This is a genomic window from Paenibacillus sp. Soil787 (assembly GCF_001429545.1).
Lineage (GTDB): Bacteria > Bacillota > Bacilli > Paenibacillales > NBRC-103111 > Paenibacillus_E.
The window spans coordinates 131,821-149,645 of the sequence record NZ_LMSP01000012.1; the positions used below are offsets into that span (position 1 = coordinate 131,821).

The window sequence follows — 17,825 nt, forward strand, 5'->3', positions numbered from 1 at the left end:
TTTCTTCCTCCTACCACAAACTCGTCTCCGAATTTTTTCTTGCCACATAGTTGACTATAATGAGCAGCAGCAAATTTACGATTGAATTAAACAGTCCGACTGCAGCGGAGAAACTGAAATTCGCTCCGACCAAGCCCATTTTGTAAACATAAGTGGAAATAACCTCAGACGTCCCAACATTAATCGCATTTTGCATCAAGTACACCTTCTCGAAGCCAACATTCATGATTTGCCCTGCATTCAAAATGAGCAAGATGACGGCAGTCGGCATTAGGCTCGGCAAATCGATATGAATCATCCGTTGAAAACGGGATGCACCATCCACCTTAGCCGCCTCATACAAATGCGGGTCTACCCCTGCAAGAGCGGCAATGTAAATGACCGAGGCGTATCCTGTGAATTGCCAAACGTCGGAAAGTACATACACGGTTTTGAAATACTCCGGCTTTGACATGATATTTTCAGCTGGAAATCCGAACTTATCTGCCAAGAGATGGACGAAGCCAAGCTGCGGCGAAAGGAAAAGCATAATAATCGAAACCATGATGACCGTTGAAATGAAATACGGCGCGAATGTGACCAGCTGTACAGCCCGCTTAAAAATCCCATTTCTCAATTCATTCAATGCTAGAGCAAGTATAATCGGCGCCGGAAACCCGATAAGAAGCGAGTAAAGGCTAAGCAGCGACGTGTTCTTGATAACCCTCCAAAAAATAGGCAGATGGAAAAAGTCTAAAAAGTGCTTAAAACCAATCCAATCGCTTCCCCATATCCCTTTGGTCACCATATAATTTTTGAAAGCGATCTGCACGCCTGCCATAGGTACGTATTTAAAAATTATCAAATACACGAGTGACGGCAAGATAATCAGATAGAGTTGCCAGTTTTTCTTTACCATTCTAAGTGCTATACTCATGATACTCCCCCTCACTACATTTACGTTAAAGTTATTATTAAGCGCTTACAGGATCTATGATATAGGAGCTAGAATTAAATTTATAGTGATCATTCTTAAGCAGTAGTGTCCGTTCATAAGGTGGTGAAATGAGTCATAGCGAAGCCAACGATTAACTTTCAAAACTTATCCATAGTGAAAAAAATGGCGATTGGCTATATCGTCATCATCTTCATTCCGATTATTTCGTCCGGCCTGTTTCTGTATAACCAGAACTACAACAGTTTTCTCGAAGAGTATGCGCAAGGCAGGCAGAAAATTGTTAATCAGGTACTTAACAACTTAAATGTGAGCACGGTGCAGATCGAATCCGCCTATCAGCTGTTTCAAAATAATTCGAATACCATTGCTTATTTAAGCGGGAATTATCGGACCGATTTCGATCAAGTATCCAATTTTTTGACCTACATTAGACCCTTATTTTCTTATATTCTATCATCCAATCGACTGATCGACAGCATGACCATCTATATGGAGCAGCAGAACGGTATGATTTTTCGGCCCGAAATGGCCAAGATGGACGAGTCCAAATTAGATGATAGCATCAAGAAACTTCCGCTCGGTGTTGGAAAATGGATTACATTAAACAACGGGTCGAATCCAGACATCAATCTACATTTTGTCCATAAAATCGGAAACCGGAATTTTGAGCAGGATATCGGTCTCCTCGATATTAAAGTAACTTCAAAATTGATTAAGCCTTTGTTAGAATCATTAAATTTGAACAACAGAAGCAATTTATATGTTCTCGATCAGGATCACCAAGTCATTTCTCTTGTGGAAAAAATCCCCTTGTCTCAGGATTCCGAACAGGCCCTATTTGCCGATGTTTTCCAATCGAAAGCAAAATACTCGTATCAACAAGTGAACGGAAATAAAATGCTCATTGAATCGTTTTTTGCCGAAAACCTTAAGCTGCAGTTTGTCATGATTGAGCAAGTTGACGACGTCTTTATTGGCATCAAAAAAAATAAGTACGTACTCGTATTAACGGTGTCCATCCTTTTATTACTACTTTCCGGCATTTACTATCTGATCGCCAGTTCCATTACGAAGCGCATTTTGAAGCTTTCCAAACATATGCGTCAGGTTGATGAAAATCATTTCCCACTCTATCACGGGGAAATTAATAAGGATGAGGTCGGGCATTTGACCACCGCTTATAATGCGATGATCAGGCGCATGGATGAGCTGGTAAATACCGTACACCGCTCGGAAATGCTGCGGAAGGAATCAGCCTATCTCATGATGCAGGCCCAAATCAAGCCTCATTTCCTGTACAATACCCTTGAATCAATTCGCATGATCGCCGAAACGAACGATGACCCAGAAGCAGCTGAGATGTCCTATACACTTGGCAAACTATTTCGCTACAGCCTATCGGGAACGAAAAGAGAGACTTTGCTGAAAGAAGAAGTTGAAAATGTTCAAGATTATATCAAAATCCAGCAAATTCGACTGGCTGACCGGCTGCAAGTATCTTTCGATATTGACGCTGATATCGATAATTTTCATTGCCCCCACTACATGCTGCAGCCGATTATTGAAAACAGCATTGTTCACGGGATCGCAAATGTAAGAAAACAAGGCACGCTTTCGATCCGCATTTGGGAAAATTCCGAGTGTATGTTCATTGCCGTTGAGGATTCTGGTGCAGGTATTGAGCAAGAAAGGCTTGTGCTCATCCAAGGCGTCTTAAACGGTAAAATGGATGTCCAACATTTGCAGACGGATGGAGGGGGTCTCGGTATTTTCAATGTCAACGAACGTGTAAAAATGTTTTTTGGTGAAAGTTCGGGCATTCAATTGGAGAGTAAGCTTAACGTGGGGACTACTTGTTTACTCAAGTTAGCTAAGGGGGCAGCACAATGAAGCTGATGGTTGTCGATGATGAGCCAATCATTTTAAACGGAATTATCCGCATGATCCAGAAAGCGAACACATCGTTTATCGAAATCGTCGGCGCTGCCGACGGCATTGATGCCTTGCAGAAGCTCGCCTATTTTCAGCCCGATTTGATCCTTACGGATATTCATATGCCGGAAATGGACGGACTCGCACTTATTAAAGAAGTACAAGCTCTGAACCTTTGCAGCCGTTTCGTAATTTTAACCGGTTATGGCGATTTCGCCTATGCTAGACAAGCTCTGCGCTATCAAGTCATCGATTATTTGTTGAAGCCGATTAATAAGGAAGAACTGCTTACTGTACTCTCGAAAGTTGAGCAAACGATTCGGGAGGAACAGCAAATGACCACCCAGCATGACTTACTGCTGCTCAAAGAGCATATCCTTTACAACACGCCATTGGAGGACATGCCGCTGAGGCCTGAGCAGCTGCATACCCTACTTCCTGATCCGTATACGACGATCATCGTATTCCAAGCCTACGAGAGTGTTCCCCTTTTGACAGCCGAACGTCTGGAACGTATTTGTGCCCTTCTGGCGCACGTTTGCAAGAAAACTTACACCGTCCAGTCCCGTTTCTTACGGCAAACTGTCCTCATTGCGAACGGTGTGCATGTACCGACAGACGAAGATTTTCAGCGTGCATGTGGCGAGTTGTTCGATACAAGGAGGATACTGGGCAGCGGATATTGCATTGGGGTCAGTGTGAGGAAGAACGATAACGATAATTTGCGAGAACTGTATATTGAAGCGATGGCTGCGATGTTATTCAATCGGTACTTTTCCAACTCCAATTTGACGATACACAGACCCGAGTCGGAGAACCTTCATAATGACTATGATCATCTTGTGCAATATATTGAGCATTCGCTTGTCCAGCAGATTACGATCGAGCAGATAGAAAAGGACATCCAGTCCATACTGCCTCATTTCTCAGGCCATGCCGATTGCAATAACAAGCTGCGTGAGAAGTTTCTTATCTGTGTTGGCGTCTACTTGCAGAGTGTTGGTCTAACGCCAGAAACCATTTGGGGTGAACATGGGGCAATCAAACTATTTTCGCCCGGCCACACCCCGCATGAGAATATTAGTGTATCAGAGATCATCGCTCAGCTAATTCGCTATGCACGCAGCACCGATCGCCACCAGCCTAACACACAGGCAATCGATAAAATCGTCGCTTTCGTGGAACAAAATTACAAGCTGGATTTATCGCTCGATGCCGTTGCGGATCATGTGCAAATGCATCCCAATTATATCAGTATGTTGTTTCGTAAAGAGATGGGACTAACCTTCCTCCACTACTTGCATACGTTCCGACTTGCGAAAGCCAAGCAGATCATGCAGGAGAATCCGGAATGGCCGATCAACACCATTGCGGAGCTTGTTGGTTACGAAAATCCGCGGCACTTTTTCAAAGTGTTCAAAAAATTTGAAAATGTCACTCCGGGGCAATACCGGCTTGGAATATCTTCGTGATGAATTTCCGAAACTTCATCCCTTCGAATTATGAGAAAACCTCTATCGAGGCCATTCAAAGATGAGCGACCGCGTTTAGAGGTAAGTTTTATCGCCAATAAGAAAGCGGTTTTCGTGATCCGAAAACTTATACTTTCTTATGTGGTAAAAAAGCCGCTACTAGAGCGGCTTTTTTCTTAAACATTTTACCAAGCATATGCCTGAGGAGCTGCCCCCCCTGGACCTGGGAAGATTTCATCTAGTTTCTGCAGCGTTGATTCGTCTAGAACAATATCAACAACACGCAATGTATTTTGAAATTGTTCTAACGTACGCGGCCCAATAATCGGTGCTGTCATTGCCGGGTGAACAAGTGTCCATGCCAATGCCACATTCGCTTCACTCTCACCAAGTTCCTTGCTTAACGACGAGAAAGCCTCCAGCTGTGCACGAAACTTCTCTACCCTTTCAGGGTTACTCGCACGTTTAGATCCCTCAATCGGCTTCAAAGCATTGCCGCCTAACAGTCCTCCATCTAGCGGGCTCCATGCGATTACGCCAATTCCAAGTTCTTGAGCCGCTGGCAGTACTTCTAGTTCAGGCAGCCTGCATAGCAAGCTGTATTTGTGCTGCTCAGAGACGAGACCAATTAGATGACGAGCTTTGGCTTCATATTGCGCTTTAACCAAATCACGGCCTGCAAAGTTACTAGAGCCAACATAGCCGATCTTCCCTTGGTACACCGGGACTTGAAAAGCTTCCCAAAGCTCATCCCAAGATACATTCCGATCCACATGGTGCATCTGATAAAGCTCAATATGATCCGTTTGTAGGCGGTGTAACGACGCGTCCAAGTGACGACGAAGCTTGTAAGCGGAAAGTCCGCCTTCCCGGTTAGGTCCGTCATTCACATCATGCATATCTCCATAGAACTTCGTAGCTAGGATTGTTTTCTCTCTCCGTCCGCCGCCTTGTGCGAACCAGCGACCAATAATTTCCTCCGTACGCCCAGCATTCTCTCCCCAACCATAAATATTTGCCGTATCGAAAAAGTTGATTCCAGCATCCAATGCAGCATCCATGATTCGAAAAGCTTCTTTTTCCTCTGTATCTACACCGAAGTTCATCGTTCCAAGGCACAATTTACTGACTTTTAAGCCCGAACGACCTAAGTAAGTATATTTCATCTTTATCGCCTCCATTTCAACATTATCATACCTGAATCTGGGCGGCTTCAAAAGTACGCACTTTTCCTTAACATAGTTGGTTTTGGGTAATCTACTTACCTAGAAGTAAGTACTATTTTGATAAAAAATAGCCCGAAAAACAAAAAAAGCCGCGACTAGCGCGACATTCAAGCTTAAACCTTTTTAACAAATTCAGATTTTAATTTCATAGCTCCGAAATCATCAATTTTGCAATCAATATCATGGTCTCCATCAACCAGACGTATATTTTTAACTTTTGTGCCTATTTTTATGACGGATGAACTTCCTTTTACTTTGAGGTCTTTAATTACTGTTACCGTATCGCCGTCGTTTAAGACATTTCCATTGGCATCTTTAACAATTTTGTTATCGGCACGATCTTCCGTTTCCAATTCTAACGTCCACTCATGCGCACATTCTGGGCAAATCAATAGACTCCCATCTTCGTAAGTGTACGCGGATTGACATTTTGGGCAATTTGGTAATTCTAGCATTAATCTCATTTCCCCCATTCGTTATATGCTTATATACTGCCATAGTCTGCTCAAATTAACAACCCTTCTTCCTTCCTTCTTGTCGTACAAATGTACAAACACACTTGCCGCTTTTGCATTTACTGTATTAATGAAGGAAGGAGAAGTGATAGGATGATTGCAAAGCGAGTGACATTCTCAACTGGTATTCTGCGGAGGCCAAATAAAACGAAGTTTGCCCTTGTCGATGTCGTTAACTTCAATAAAAAGTGCTCCTGCAGGGTAACGGTACAAGTGTTTGACTGGTCCACGGGTTCACCGATTCCCTTGAAGGTAAGTCCTTGCAACAGAAATAAATGTACGGTAACAGTTGCAGGGGGTAAATCGGTTTTCTTGTTTGCAGACGTGTCAAAGGTAAAGTTTAAGTATGAGGTTCGCATTACACAGCATAAGGATCGCAAGTTAGTAACGAACGTAACTGGTGTTACGAATGCACCTTTTACGCCACAAGAAGGGGATACGGTGCTTCAACGAAGTTTAATAAGAATAAAATAGTTTCACTATTTTAGCTAAAAAAACAAAAACGAGCAAGCTGCGGCAGCAGCTGCTTTTTTTTCTAGGACGGACCAATTAACACACACAGCTAATGAAACCACTGGAAAATACATTTAACGGACCTGGATGCCGTTAAATGCCTATTTGGAGCGATGATTCCGAACTTACGGACTTCAACGCCGTTATTCGGTTTCAATCTATCTTATTTTCATAATTTGAAGTAGATTAAGGGCTGCCGAGTCCGTTAGATTTTCAAATTCACTCTTTTTCGGGGATTAACGTCACTCCAGTCCTTTAGCCGGGAAAGATGAATCTGAAGTTGAATTCGCACCCATTCCTTACTTAACAGCTGTATGTCGATTGGTCAGTCGTCGTTTTTTTTCATGTTATTTTACTTTTAACTATATGACCTATGCAGTTGAAGTGAATTTCTGGAAATACCCTTGATCCATTGGAAATTATCCTGAAAATACGATATCTCATGTCTGAACAAGTAATCTATTGGATTTTCTCCAATGATATTGATCGTATTTTAGCTTATATCCAATTAAATCCAGAGATACTACATAACTCATGTTAACTATCGAAACATCTACAGCATTTCAACCCCGATCTTGACGTCGATGATGGACCAGAATCAGTCATAGATCTTCGTACACGACTAATTTATGATTATCGAGCACCCACTAAGAGTCAAATTTCATAATGTAAAAAACCTCCATCTCCCACTTAATTAGTGGAATTGGAGGTTCATATGTATACTATTTGGGACGTTCTTAATCGTGCGAACACTTTTGAGACAGCCCCTCTTTAGCTGTATGTGCTACTTGAACCAACCCTTTTCTTTAAAACGCATAATAGCCTCAATTCGATTACTTACGTTGAGTTTATCAAGGATTACAGAAATGTAGTTACGGACGGTTCCCGTTGTTATATACATCTGATCGGCGATTTCCTTCGTATTTTTACCGTCGGCGATAAGGATCAGCACTTCCTTCTCCCGCTCGGTCAAAGGATTTTCTTCCCCGTATGCGTCATCTACTAACTCTGAGGCATAGATGCGGCGGCCAGCCATGATACTGCGAATCGAAGTTGCGAGTTCCTCACTCGGGCTATCTTTCAACAAATAACCGTTGGCTCCTGCCTTCACAGCCCTTTCAAAATATCCGGAACGAGCAAACGTAGTCAGTATCATCACCTTGCAGCCAAATCCCTTAAGTTCCTCAGCCGCGTCCAGTCCGCTCTTGACCGGCATTTCAATATCCATGATACAAATATCTGGCATATGAAGATGAACCAGTCTCACTGCATCCTCGCCATTGCTTGCTGTACCAACGACCTGCATATCCTCTTCCAAATCCAGCAAGGAAGCAAGTGCGCCAAGCAGCATTCGTTGGTCCTCGGCAATTACAATTCGAATCATATCCCCGCCTCCCTTTCCGGTGGTTTGAAGACATTCGGCACTTTGATTACGATCGTCGTTCCACGGTTTGATACAATTTCCATGCATCCATTGACAAACTCAAGCCGTTCTTTCATGCCGCGCAGTCCATTTCCAAGTAAAACAACAGATTCCTTAGCCATGCCGACACCATTGTCCCCTACTTTGATAACCAAATCAGTTTGTGATGGTTCAATGGAAATCGAACAGGTAGAAGCGCTGCTATGTTTTATAATATTAGTAATGGCTTCCTTTAAGCACATACTCACCACATTCTCGTTCATCAGGGAGGTGTTCGTTAACTGAGGATCCCCTTCCAAAATGAGGTCGATCTCAGCAGCCTTCAAAATCTGCTTAACGCGAAACATTTCATCCTCGAGTCTAGTACCCCGCATGGATGTAACCATTTCTCGAACTTCCTTCAATGCACTTCTAGCCGTCTGCCGAACATCATTGATTTCAATTTGTGCTTGAGATGGGTTTTTGCTAATTAATTTCCCTGCCAAATCACTCTTTAAGCCAATTAATGAGAGCTTCTGACCAAGTGTATCGTGTAGGTCGCGGGCGATTCTTTGGCGTTCTTCCAGCTTAACCAGCTCAGAAATACGCTTATTTGCATCCTCTAGCTGTCCCTGCAGCTTATCACTCCTGTTTCGGTTGTACGTGGTAACTGGAAGGAGAATAACACCAATCACGTTAATAATGACGAACGGCAGCTGCGTAATATATACAGGGTTTTGGGATACAAATCCATAGTTGATCGTTACAATTGTGCTTAATAGATGAATGGTGTATAACGTAATAAATCCGGCTCGATTTTGAATATTGCCTATAAAAAAAGCTAAAAACAGCGAGAAATATACATAGCTAAACAGTAAGGTCATGGTAATTGAAATCAGAATTTGTACACTCGACCAGAAGTACATGAGCCAGCCTTTAGAGACAAAAGAAAGCACGTAGCAAATAAAGAATACAATAATCATGCTTGTGCCTAATACGATTTGGTAAGTGGCAGAAGAACGAAAAATGAAATAAAAAGGGAGAATATAAAAGACAACCCATACATATGGACTAAGACCTGTTTTTTTGTGAAAAATTTGATGCCATTTTTGCATGGTCCCTTAACCCTCTTTTTCTTCGCCATTGATTTCATTCTATTTTAACATAAACATGAATGGACAGGATTATTTTCCTTATATGACCGATCTACGGACTTTTATGTTGTTCCCCAAAGAATCTTGCTTATCAGGGTTAGAGAGCACCTGTTTTTTGTTTTTATAACCAACAAACTTTTTGTTCTGCTCGTCCCAAAGACGAAAACGTAATGATTGCAGACTCGTGCTAATTGTAATCGTCGTTGCTTTTTGCAGCGGAGGTGTTGCATTATGTGCCTTCTCTAAGTTATAATTTGGCACTTTCGGACTCAAATGATGCACATGATGAAACCCAATATTTCCGGTTATCCATTGTAAAAGCTTGGGCAGCTTGTAATAAGAGCTTCCATCTACCGCGGCTTTCACATAACTCCACTCATCTTCGTTCTCAAAGTAGGAATCCTCAAACTGATGCTGTACATAGAACAGCCAAATCCCCAGCAAGCCGGCTACGAAAAGGAGCGGAGCTTGGATCATAACAAATGATTGCCATCCAATTGCAAAGCACATAAATGAATATAAAACGATAATCGAAACATTAGTCAAGTAAGTACTGATTCTTTCCTTACGCTTCGCACCTTTTGTATTAAATCGGTTCGTAACTAGGAATAAAAAGATGGGGCCAAGTCCAAACATAACCAAAGGATTCCGATATAATCGATAGGCAATTTTGCTTAATAATGGAGAAGCCGCGTATTCATCGACTGTAAGAACCCACATATCACCTGTGCCGCGTTTCTCAAGGTTACTGCTCGTTGCATGATGTATAGAATGACTGTTCTTCCATTGTTGATAAGGAAAGAGTGTCAGAATACCCGTGATCGTACCGATGATATCGTTAGCTCGACGGCTTTTGAAGAACGATTGGTGACAACAATCATGGAAAATGATAAAAGTACGTATAACGAACCCGGAAGCAATGAACGTAATCGGCAACGTTATCCAATAAGATACGGAAAGGCTTAGATATGCAGCGTACCACAGCAGTAATAAGGGGCCTAAGGTGTTGAGCAGCTGTTTAACACTCGCCTTCGTATTCGATTTTTCATAAGGGGCAACCTGTTTTTTTAAATTGGATAGTGTTGATTGAGTCATTGGATAGTTCCTCCTCGGGTATGGTAAGCGGGTCATGTTGTCGAACGTAAGTCACAATTACCTATCTTCATTATAGAGATCGCTTTCATTCCGTTGTAGTCATAAACGTCAAGTAGCGGGTATGACAAATGTCATGTCCAAACATCAAAAAAAGTGCCGCTACTCCGTAAATTAGGAAATAGCAGCACTTTTCACATCGATTTGATGAACTTAAGACATCCTTACTTTAGACGTTGACCCGCCGATAACTTCTCTAAGGCCTTCTCAATGCGGGCGCTCTTGTATCAGCTTTAGGCACCCTTCCTAATCTTCTAATTTACTCATCAAAAGTCTGACTTTCGAATCGGTATCCGAACCAGGAGAAGGTGTATACACACTGCATCTCAGATCGGTACGTCCTTGTACTTGAAGCGTTGTCAAATCGAACAGCATCTTCCCCACTTTGGCATGCCTGAATTCAATGAAGACTTCAGGTGCAGAACTCACATCACTTTGGTTCCAAAAAGTTCTAAAATCCTGACTCTGCTTACTCATCTGCTCAATAAATTCACTGTACCAGTTATCACCCACATATTGCCCATAATAAGATCGAAACATCGCTAAGAATCCCCTTACAAAATCATGCCAGTTGACAGCCAGAGCTTTCAATTCTTTCCGTGTAAAAAGCAGCCATATCATGTTTCTTTGCTCTTCAGGGATCATCGCAAAATCTAGGAATATAGCCGCGGCTGCTTGATTCCATCCAACAATATTGCAGCGGCGGTCCGAAATAATCGTGGGGCAATCGTGGAGCTCTGTCAGAATTCTGGTTAACGCTGGACTGACCGTAGGCATTTTATCTACAAATGTGGTCGGTGCCGGCTGCTCGAGAGCCAGCATGAAGAGATACTGGCGCTCATCCTCATTAAGCTGCAAAGCAAACGCGATACGGTCCAGTACTTGCACGGACATTTTGATATCTCTTCCCTGCTCTAACCAGGTATACCAGGTCGTGCTGACACCAGCAATTGTCGCCACTTCTTCTCTGCGTAAGCCAGGGGTTCGTCTGCGGCTCCCGCCAAGCACCCCAGCCTCATTGGGCTGAATTCTAGCACGATGAGTCGTTAAAAACTCGGACAGCGCCTGTAACCGTTCTTTTGTATCCACGTCACAATCCTCCAAAGCATTTATCATAGAAGCTATTATACCAGTATAAACCGTAACTTGTAATAGGATAAAGAGTGTGACATTCTAATGGAAAGCTAACGATTAGGAGGAATAACAAATGAAACGTGTAGTTGTGACAGGTATGGGCGTCATTACACCCATTGGGAATCAGGTGGATACGTTCTGGCGGAATCTTACGGATGGTAAATCAGGCATTACCCAAATAGATCATATGGATGTAACAGATTATAAAACCAATTTCGCTGGTGTGGTTCGGAATTTCGATGCAGAAGCAGCAGTTGGTCGGCGAGATGTACGCCGGATGGATCGTTACTGCCAATTCGCTGTTGCTGCGGCCAAGCAGGCGCTTGATGATGCAGCCTTAGTGATTGATTCAACGAATGAGGAACGTATCGGCGTCTATATTGGCTCTGGCATTGGCGGTATTCAAACGATTCTGGACAATTATCGGACGTTACTGACCCGCGGACCTAGCCGCGTGAGTCCGACCGTTGTCCCTATGATGATCGCCAATATGGCGGCGGCTCAGGTCAGTATCTTGTTCGGTGCCAAGGGCCCATCACTAGCTCCAGTGACCGCTTGCGCCACGGGAAATAACGCCATTGGCGAAGCTTTTAAGCTCATCCAGCGCGGAGGCGCAGACGCTGTCATTGCCGGCGGCGCCGAAGCGACGGTCACTGACCTCGCGCTGGCTGGCTTCGGTAATGCGACGTCGCTGTCGACGCGCTGTGACGCGCCGGAGCAGGCTAGCCGCCCGTTCGACGCGGAGCGGGACGGCTTCGTCGCCGCCGAAGGCGCCGGCGTGCTCGTGCTGGAGTCGCTCGAGCATGCCGAGCGGCGGGGGGCGCGGATCCATGCCGAGCTCGTCGGCTATGGATCCACCTCGGACGCCTACCACATCGTGGCGCCAGACCCTGAAGGCTCGGGGGCTTATCGAGCCATGCGCGAAGCGATATTCGACGCCGGGATCGACGCGGCTGAGATCGACACGATCAACGCGCACGCGACGAGCACGATCGCAGGCGATCTCTCGGAGACACTTGCCATCAAGCGGCTGCTTGGTCGCGGTGCTTATGACGTGCCGATCAGCGCAAACAAGTCCATGCTCGGCCATATGCTCGGCGCAGCTGGCGGTGTAGAAGCCGTCGCGCTGATCAAAACCTTACAGGACGGCCTCATCCCTCCGACCATTAATTTAGAAAACCCGGATCCACAGTGCGATCTCGATTACGTTCCACTCGTTGCAAGACGAGTTGAGCTTCGATATGGCTTGTCCAGCTCATTCGGATTTGGCGGGCATAACGCCGTCCTCATTTTCAAGAAACATGAATGAATAATCAATCCATTTCTTCTACTCTTTAAGTAAATAAACCTAATCCCTTCAGCAATGCTGTATGGATTAGGTTTATTCTATGAATGGTTCAGGAAGTCTAATGCCAGAACCATCTCTCATAAATATAGTAGCTGCAAAATGAAATGAAAGAGAGGGCTATACTGAGCCACCCTGTAATAAGGGCACCCTTTTTTTCTTTGATCATATCCGCCTTCACATAGATTCTAACATCGAAACATAAAATGAGGATTCCAGAAATTAGCAATAACAAAACCGTGTAATAGTTAAAGGTAATCATAGTCGAACCCCTTCTCACCCGACCCGCGGTCGACAAACGCATTGCATGGAACCAAGCATTAACGAATTATTTGGTTTTCGTGCCGATTCGTCGAATATTGATATGTAGACTTACCTCAACGCTCATTTCTTTATACATTTCTTCCCACTTCTTCTTCGTTTTAATTTCCTTATTCCAATACCAAGGATGGAAAGCACGCACATCTTCCCCGAAACCGAAGATGTCGCAACCCTCCTTTTGGGTCTGGTGAATTAATTTTTCGAAACCAATTTTCCCGTCCTTTTCTATGGCTTGTTCTAATTTTTTAATTGTTTCCTTCGTGATCGTCAAATTTTCATCCGATTTCTCTCGTAAATCTCCTTCTATTTGACTCACCACTTTGGCATGAATTTTACCGTTAATGATTTCTGTAGTGATTCTCGCTTTACGATGGGTAGATTGAAAGATGACAGAGGTTTCTGACCCTGGTATATGTGTGATAACGCTATACCCTCCAGGATTAATTTGCTTCATTGCCATAAAGTGACCGATTTGCAGAGGTGTCGTGATTCCCTCCATTTTATCGCCTTTAAAATAAGCCAATCCGGCGATTTCAATGTTAGATTCTTTCTTCAAATCCAGATAAGGGAGAGACCCTTCCTGTCCTTTAGCAGAACTAGCACTAAAGAAAACGCCTAGGAAATTATTGGGAAGTTTCCCCATTTCCTTGGCATGATCTAAGGTAGCCACTAGATATAAAGTGGGAACACGCTCCAATTGGGGCGTGGCTCTCATGATATCAGAAGCTTTCCCTTTGGACACAACCATCCAAACGGTTCTTCTTACCTGGGGCTGACGACGGAAGAAATCTTTCTCATTTTCAATCCCCTTCCTTGCCATCACTTCAGATACGACGATGACACGCAAATGACCTAAGAATAAGCGATCCGCCAATTGCTGCTGCAGATTCATCAAAGAATCGTTGATGGTAGTCCCAACGCTGCTCAACACCCAGACTGGCTTCTGCCCTGACGGGCCCCCTCCGGTACCTCCGGTACCCAAAGGAATGCGCCCTGGAACGGCAATTTGTACGGTGATTCGTATTAATCCTTTTTTCGACTTTGGATCTTTAAGGATTTGCGTTGCATTGCTGCTTTCATTCGCTTCTTCCGGTTTGGCTTCATCGATGGCAATGGCTAAAACAACGGCTCGATCTTCGATTTCTAAACGATCCCAGCATCCTGTTAGCATGGGTAAAAGCAATAGAATAACAAGATTCCGGCTAATCCATTTTCGCCACACCTTGATCACCCCGACTCCCCTTCTTTTTCTTCCGAATGAGGGCTACGATCAGTAGAACCAATGGATAGAAGACTGTGATGACCAGTCCCCAACGACCAACAATTTGAATAATGCCATACATCTGAAGCAGGTTTTGGGGAAACATGGCTATGACATAGATGAAAGGAATGAGAAAAAATGAAAACAGCTTGTGATCGCGCAAATGTAACAGCTGGCTGAGAAAGTGAATGGCCAAGTAATAGGTCGACAACAATGTCGTAAATACAGCTGTGACCCAAACGGCAAGAAAGGCGCCATCCAATCTCTCCAGGATGTTGGCGGGCAGTGAAGTGGTTTTGGCTAATTCCAAGGTAGGCCAAACTAAATTTTTGATTTCCTCAGCTCCAAATACGCCGACTGTAGCAACTACAATGAGTAAATAGAGTCCCCCCGAAATCAACATGCCGACTACGCTTGCCAACATCGCCCTATCCGGTTTACGCATCGCGGGAATTACGAGGGTCATGATGAAAGATCCTTGAAACAGGGCAGCCATGGTAAGAATTCCTTTAGACATGCTACTATGTTCATCCCCCCATACGGGCAATAAATAGACCAATTGTGCATTTTTTAGCGATAGAACGACGATCAATACAAGTGGGAATACAATAAGCGGGAAATAAAAATGATGGAAATAAGTAAAGGTAGTCATATCTGCACGCGAGGAAACCGCCGCTAATAACAGCATCACAATAACCGTTACTTCCAGCGGCGTTTTCGTTAAAACGGAAGTCACGACGACTTCACCGAATTCACGCGAAGCCAGAGCTGTGAGGACGGAAAAGAAAACAATAATTAAGACGCTGAATACCCGAGCCGTCCATTTACCGATCAGAACTTCACTGTATTCAATAATCGTTTGAGTTGGAAAGCGCATGCCGAGTACGGTAACAAGCCAAAGCCCCAGAGAGCCGATTAAGATACCTATAAAGGTTACAAGCGGCGCCCCTGAATCGGCAGCTCTAACAGCGAAAAGCGAGAGTGCTAAAACACCGACCCCAATTATCGTGCTAATTAGAATTATCGCTGCTTGAATCATCGTTACTTGACGAGGATACTCCATCTTTAATGTCCCTCCTTGTATTCCCTACTTTCAATGGATCTAAAGTATTGCTTGGCGGATGCTTCATTTCTTTCGTTTTCATTCCCAGACGGGTATCATTCGGCGTATGAAGGAGTGCCGGTCTCTTTGGCATAGACCAGAGCGGCAGCCTTGCTATAGTATCTTTCATCCCTTGGAAATTCCCTGGGACAATCGGACTCAAGTAAGGCACCCCGAACGATTTTAAGGAGAGCATATGGTTGGCAATCAGGATAAGCCCGATCATCACGCCGTACAAGCCAAACATGCCAGCCAAAATCACAAGCGGAAAGCGCAGCATCCTTAACGCCAGCGCCGCGTTGTACGCCGGTGTTGCAAATGAACCGATCGTTGTTAAAGCGATGATGACAACCGTGATTGGACTGATGAAGCCAGCAGCAACCGCAGCCTGTCCAACGACTAGCACTCCGACAATCGATAGCGCTCCCCCAACCTGCTGCGGCAGACGCAGTGTCGCTTCCCTAAGCACCTCCATGGATATCTCCATAATCAGAACTTCAATAAGAGATGGAAAAGGTACTCCGGATCTCCCTCCCGAAACGGCCACAGCAAACTCTGTTGGGATGAGCTCCGGATTAAAAGAAATCAAGGCTACATATAACGAGGGGAATATCAAGGAGAAAACAAGGGCTACGAGTCGTGCTAGACGAATAAAGCTGACCAGTAGAAATCGTTCCGAGTAATCTTCGACCGTCTGGTAAAACTGACTGAACACAGTCGGCAATATGAGAGCAAAGGGGGAACCGTCGACCAACAGGATAACCCTGCCCTCCAGTAGATTAGCAACAGCCTTATCCGGGCGTTCCGTATTTTGAATCTGCGGGAACGGGGATAAATGGTTATCTTCGATAAATTGTTCCAAATATCCAACATCAAGAATGCCATCAACATCAATCAACGCTAATCGTCTGAACACCTCTTCAACAAGTTGGGGATTGACAATCCCATCCAGGTAACAGATTGCTACTTTTGATTTGGTTACACGCCCAATTTTAATCGTTTTGACCTTTAAATCCGGTGTCGGGAGGCGATAGCGAAGCAGCGAAAGGTTCGTGCCTAACATTTCGATGAATCCTTCACGTGCTCCGCGGATGACCTGCTCTGTTTCAGGTTGAGTGATTGAGCGCTTGTCCACATTTCGTGTACTGAATAGCAGCGCTTCCTCCAACCCATCCACTGCGAGAACCGTTTCTCCTTGCACAACGGCTTGAATCAACTCAGATAACTGTCCTTCTGTTCTCCCTTCACAGGCATACAGCGTATCACCAAATAATACATCCTTTAAGGGGCGGCTATTCTTCGCTCTCCCTTGTTTATTAGCCGACGATAACATCAGCGGTTTTAAAATGTGCTCATTCAAATATTGCTTCTCAATTAAGTCTGAGAAATACAAAAGCACAGCCGGGTACTGATCAAATATACGAAACCGGTGCATAACAAAATCGTCATTATCACCAAGTATCTTGTCCATGAATGAAATCGTCTCTTCGAGAAGTGGCGTAATTTTCCCTTCTTCATTTTCTTCCAAAACCTGATGGGCAGGCGGCTCCGTCGGCGGGATCATGCGAGGTTGCTGGCTTTGAGATACTTTAATAGACCTCCGTTTATACCATTGCCACATAGCCACGTTATCACCGCCTCCTGAAAACAGTCCCCAGATGTTGTATTCTTCCTGTTTCCCATTCATTTCCTTCTCCGTATTTTTATCCATTTTCCCGATAATATACATGGAAATAGGTAATCAATCTTGAAGTAGCTGCCCTACCGCAATTCCAAAGAGGAAGTTTCCACAGATACATCGAATAATTTTACTATTCAACGAAAAGCCAAGGTACAGGATTAGGACTCACCTATTCGTATCAATTAATCCGTTCGATGAACGGTGTTGTCAATGTTCCGAGTACAATAGGAAAAGGAACAGAATTCGTTATCTCGTTGCCTTTAATTAACTGACAATTGATGACAAGCTGAGCGGTAATTTAATGAAAGTACGTCGTTTCCGCGCTCGCCAAAAAGCAGCTGCCGACTTGCCCAAACATGAGCATTAACGACAACTGCCTCTTTTGTGAGGAAGTTCAATAATTGGTGTAAGAAACGGCTTACTGGATCATCATGTTCTCGCCCTGTCTTATACGTTTTAGAAGCCTTAACCGGTTAACGGTCAAGGCTTCTTGTTATTTTTGCCCGGAATCAAAAGGGTCGTCCTTTATTTGGACCTCCCCCTCTGCAAGCTGGTGTATACCGTCGCTCGTCCCCGCTGCATACACATCCGAAATTTGTTCATGCGTTAGTGAACTGCCTTCTAATTTATTGTCATAAGAATCCTTATCCTTTTTCACCGCATTCACCTCCATTTTCC

Annotated in this window: 16 protein-coding genes and 1 pseudogene; 5 read left to right on the top strand and 12 right to left on the bottom strand. The window is 44.1% G+C overall.

The genetic code is table 11. From position 1 onward, the window contains the following. Nucleotides 1-10: 10 nt before the first annotated feature. A complete protein-coding gene (locus ASG93_RS13110) occupies nt 11-916 on the bottom strand; it encodes an ABC transporter permease (protein ID WP_056832577.1) in 906 nt (301 codons plus the stop codon). A 183-nt stretch (nt 917-1,099) separates the two neighbouring features. On the opposite strand from ASG93_RS13110, the gene ASG93_RS13115 reads away from it, so the two are divergent. Together ASG93_RS13115 and ASG93_RS13120 are read left to right on the top strand one after the other, a co-directional pair. Further along, a complete protein-coding gene (locus ASG93_RS13115) occupies nt 1,100-2,827 on the top strand; it encodes a sensor histidine kinase (RefSeq protein WP_056832580.1) in 1,728 nt (575 codons plus the stop codon). Next, nucleotides 2,824-4,341 carry a response regulator gene (locus ASG93_RS13120; protein ID WP_056832582.1) on the top strand — a complete coding sequence of 506 codons (1,518 nt, stop codon included), beginning with the start codon at nt 2,824-2,826 and terminating at the stop codon, nt 4,339-4,341. The genes ASG93_RS13115 and ASG93_RS13120 overlap by 4 nt, the downstream gene beginning before the upstream one ends. Before the next feature lie 185 nt (nt 4,342-4,526). Here the strand turns inward: ASG93_RS13120 and ASG93_RS13125 are convergent, their stop codons facing one another. Then, nucleotides 4,527-5,507, bottom strand: a complete 981-nt coding sequence (locus ASG93_RS13125) for an aldo/keto reductase (protein WP_056832584.1) — start codon at nt 5,505-5,507, stop codon at nt 4,527-4,529. A 173-nt stretch (nt 5,508-5,680) separates the two neighbouring features. Next, on the bottom strand, nt 5,681-6,022 hold the full coding sequence (locus tag ASG93_RS13130; protein ID WP_056832586.1) for a zinc ribbon domain-containing protein YjdM: 342 nt from the start codon (nt 6,020-6,022) through the stop codon (nt 5,681-5,683). Between the two features lie 153 nt (nt 6,023-6,175). On the opposite strand from ASG93_RS13130, the gene ASG93_RS13135 reads away from it, so the two are divergent. Continuing rightward, on the top strand, nt 6,176-6,556 hold the full coding sequence (locus tag ASG93_RS13135; RefSeq protein WP_063891865.1) for a hypothetical protein: 381 nt from the start codon (nt 6,176-6,178) through the stop codon (nt 6,554-6,556). A gap of 823 nt (nt 6,557-7,379) precedes the next feature. Here the strand turns inward: ASG93_RS13135 and ASG93_RS13140 are convergent. The 4 genes from ASG93_RS13140 to ASG93_RS13155 form a co-directional block, all read right to left on the bottom strand. Further along, nucleotides 7,380-7,979, bottom strand: a complete 600-nt coding sequence (locus ASG93_RS13140; RefSeq protein WP_056832590.1) for a response regulator transcription factor — start codon at nt 7,977-7,979, stop codon at nt 7,380-7,382. After that, nucleotides 7,976-9,112 carry a sensor histidine kinase gene (locus ASG93_RS13145; RefSeq protein ID WP_056832592.1) on the bottom strand — a complete coding sequence of 379 codons (1,137 nt, stop codon included), beginning with the start codon at nt 9,110-9,112 and terminating at the stop codon, nt 7,976-7,978. Before ASG93_RS13145 ends, ASG93_RS13140 begins: the two co-directional genes overlap by 4 nt. Nucleotides 9,113-9,190: 78 nt before the next feature. After that, nucleotides 9,191-10,246, bottom strand: coding sequence for a fatty acid desaturase (locus ASG93_RS13150; RefSeq protein WP_056832595.1), 1,056 nt, complete (start codon nt 10,244-10,246; stop codon nt 9,191-9,193). A 303-nt stretch (nt 10,247-10,549) separates the two neighbouring features. Continuing rightward, on the bottom strand, nt 10,550-11,392 hold the full coding sequence (locus ASG93_RS13155) for a helix-turn-helix transcriptional regulator (RefSeq protein ID WP_056832597.1): 843 nt from the start codon (nt 11,390-11,392) through the stop codon (nt 10,550-10,552). A 118-nt stretch (nt 11,393-11,510) separates the two neighbouring features. On the opposite strand from ASG93_RS13155, the gene fabF reads away from it, so the two are divergent. Continuing rightward, nucleotides 11,511-12,746: a beta-ketoacyl-ACP synthase II gene (gene fabF / locus ASG93_RS13160; protein ID WP_056832600.1), complete on the top strand. Its 1,236-nt coding sequence runs from the start codon at nt 11,511-11,513 to the stop codon at nt 12,744-12,746. A 97-nt stretch (nt 12,747-12,843) separates the two neighbouring features. Here the strand turns inward: fabF and ASG93_RS37180 are convergent, their stop codons facing one another. Genes ASG93_RS37180 through ASG93_RS13180 form a run of 4 tightly spaced genes read right to left on the bottom strand, consistent with a single transcriptional unit; the run spans nt 12,844 to nt 17,030 of the window. After that, on the bottom strand, nt 12,844-13,086 hold the full coding sequence (locus ASG93_RS37180) for a CLC_0170 family protein (protein WP_414858862.1): 243 nt from the start codon (nt 13,084-13,086) through the stop codon (nt 12,844-12,846). Nucleotides 13,087-13,110: 24 nt separating this feature from the next. Next, nucleotides 13,111-14,334, bottom strand: a complete 1,224-nt coding sequence (locus ASG93_RS13170; RefSeq protein WP_056832603.1) for a Ger(x)C family spore germination protein — start codon at nt 14,332-14,334, stop codon at nt 13,111-13,113. Then, nucleotides 14,306-15,427: a GerAB/ArcD/ProY family transporter gene (locus ASG93_RS13175; protein ID WP_056832606.1), complete on the bottom strand. Its 1,122-nt coding sequence runs from the start codon at nt 15,425-15,427 to the stop codon at nt 14,306-14,308. Before ASG93_RS13175 ends, ASG93_RS13170 begins: the two co-directional genes overlap by 29 nt. Next, complete coding sequence (locus tag ASG93_RS13180; RefSeq protein WP_156410911.1) at nt 15,375-17,030, bottom strand: spore germination protein; 1,656 nt, start codon at nt 17,028-17,030, stop codon at nt 15,375-15,377. Before ASG93_RS13180 ends, ASG93_RS13175 begins: the two co-directional genes overlap by 53 nt. Nucleotides 17,031-17,275: 245 nt before the next feature. Between ASG93_RS13180 and ASG93_RS34155 the strand changes: the two are divergent. Beyond that, nucleotides 17,276-17,419, top strand: a pseudogene (locus ASG93_RS34155) (ATP-binding protein); the annotation flags it as partial. 221 nt (nt 17,420-17,640) lie between these two features. Here the strand turns inward: ASG93_RS34155 and ASG93_RS34160 are convergent. Then, entirely contained in the window at nt 17,641-17,805 is a 165-nt protein-coding gene (locus tag ASG93_RS34160) for a YozQ family protein (RefSeq protein ID WP_162262853.1), read from the bottom strand. Nucleotides 17,806-17,825 lie beyond the last annotated feature (20 nt).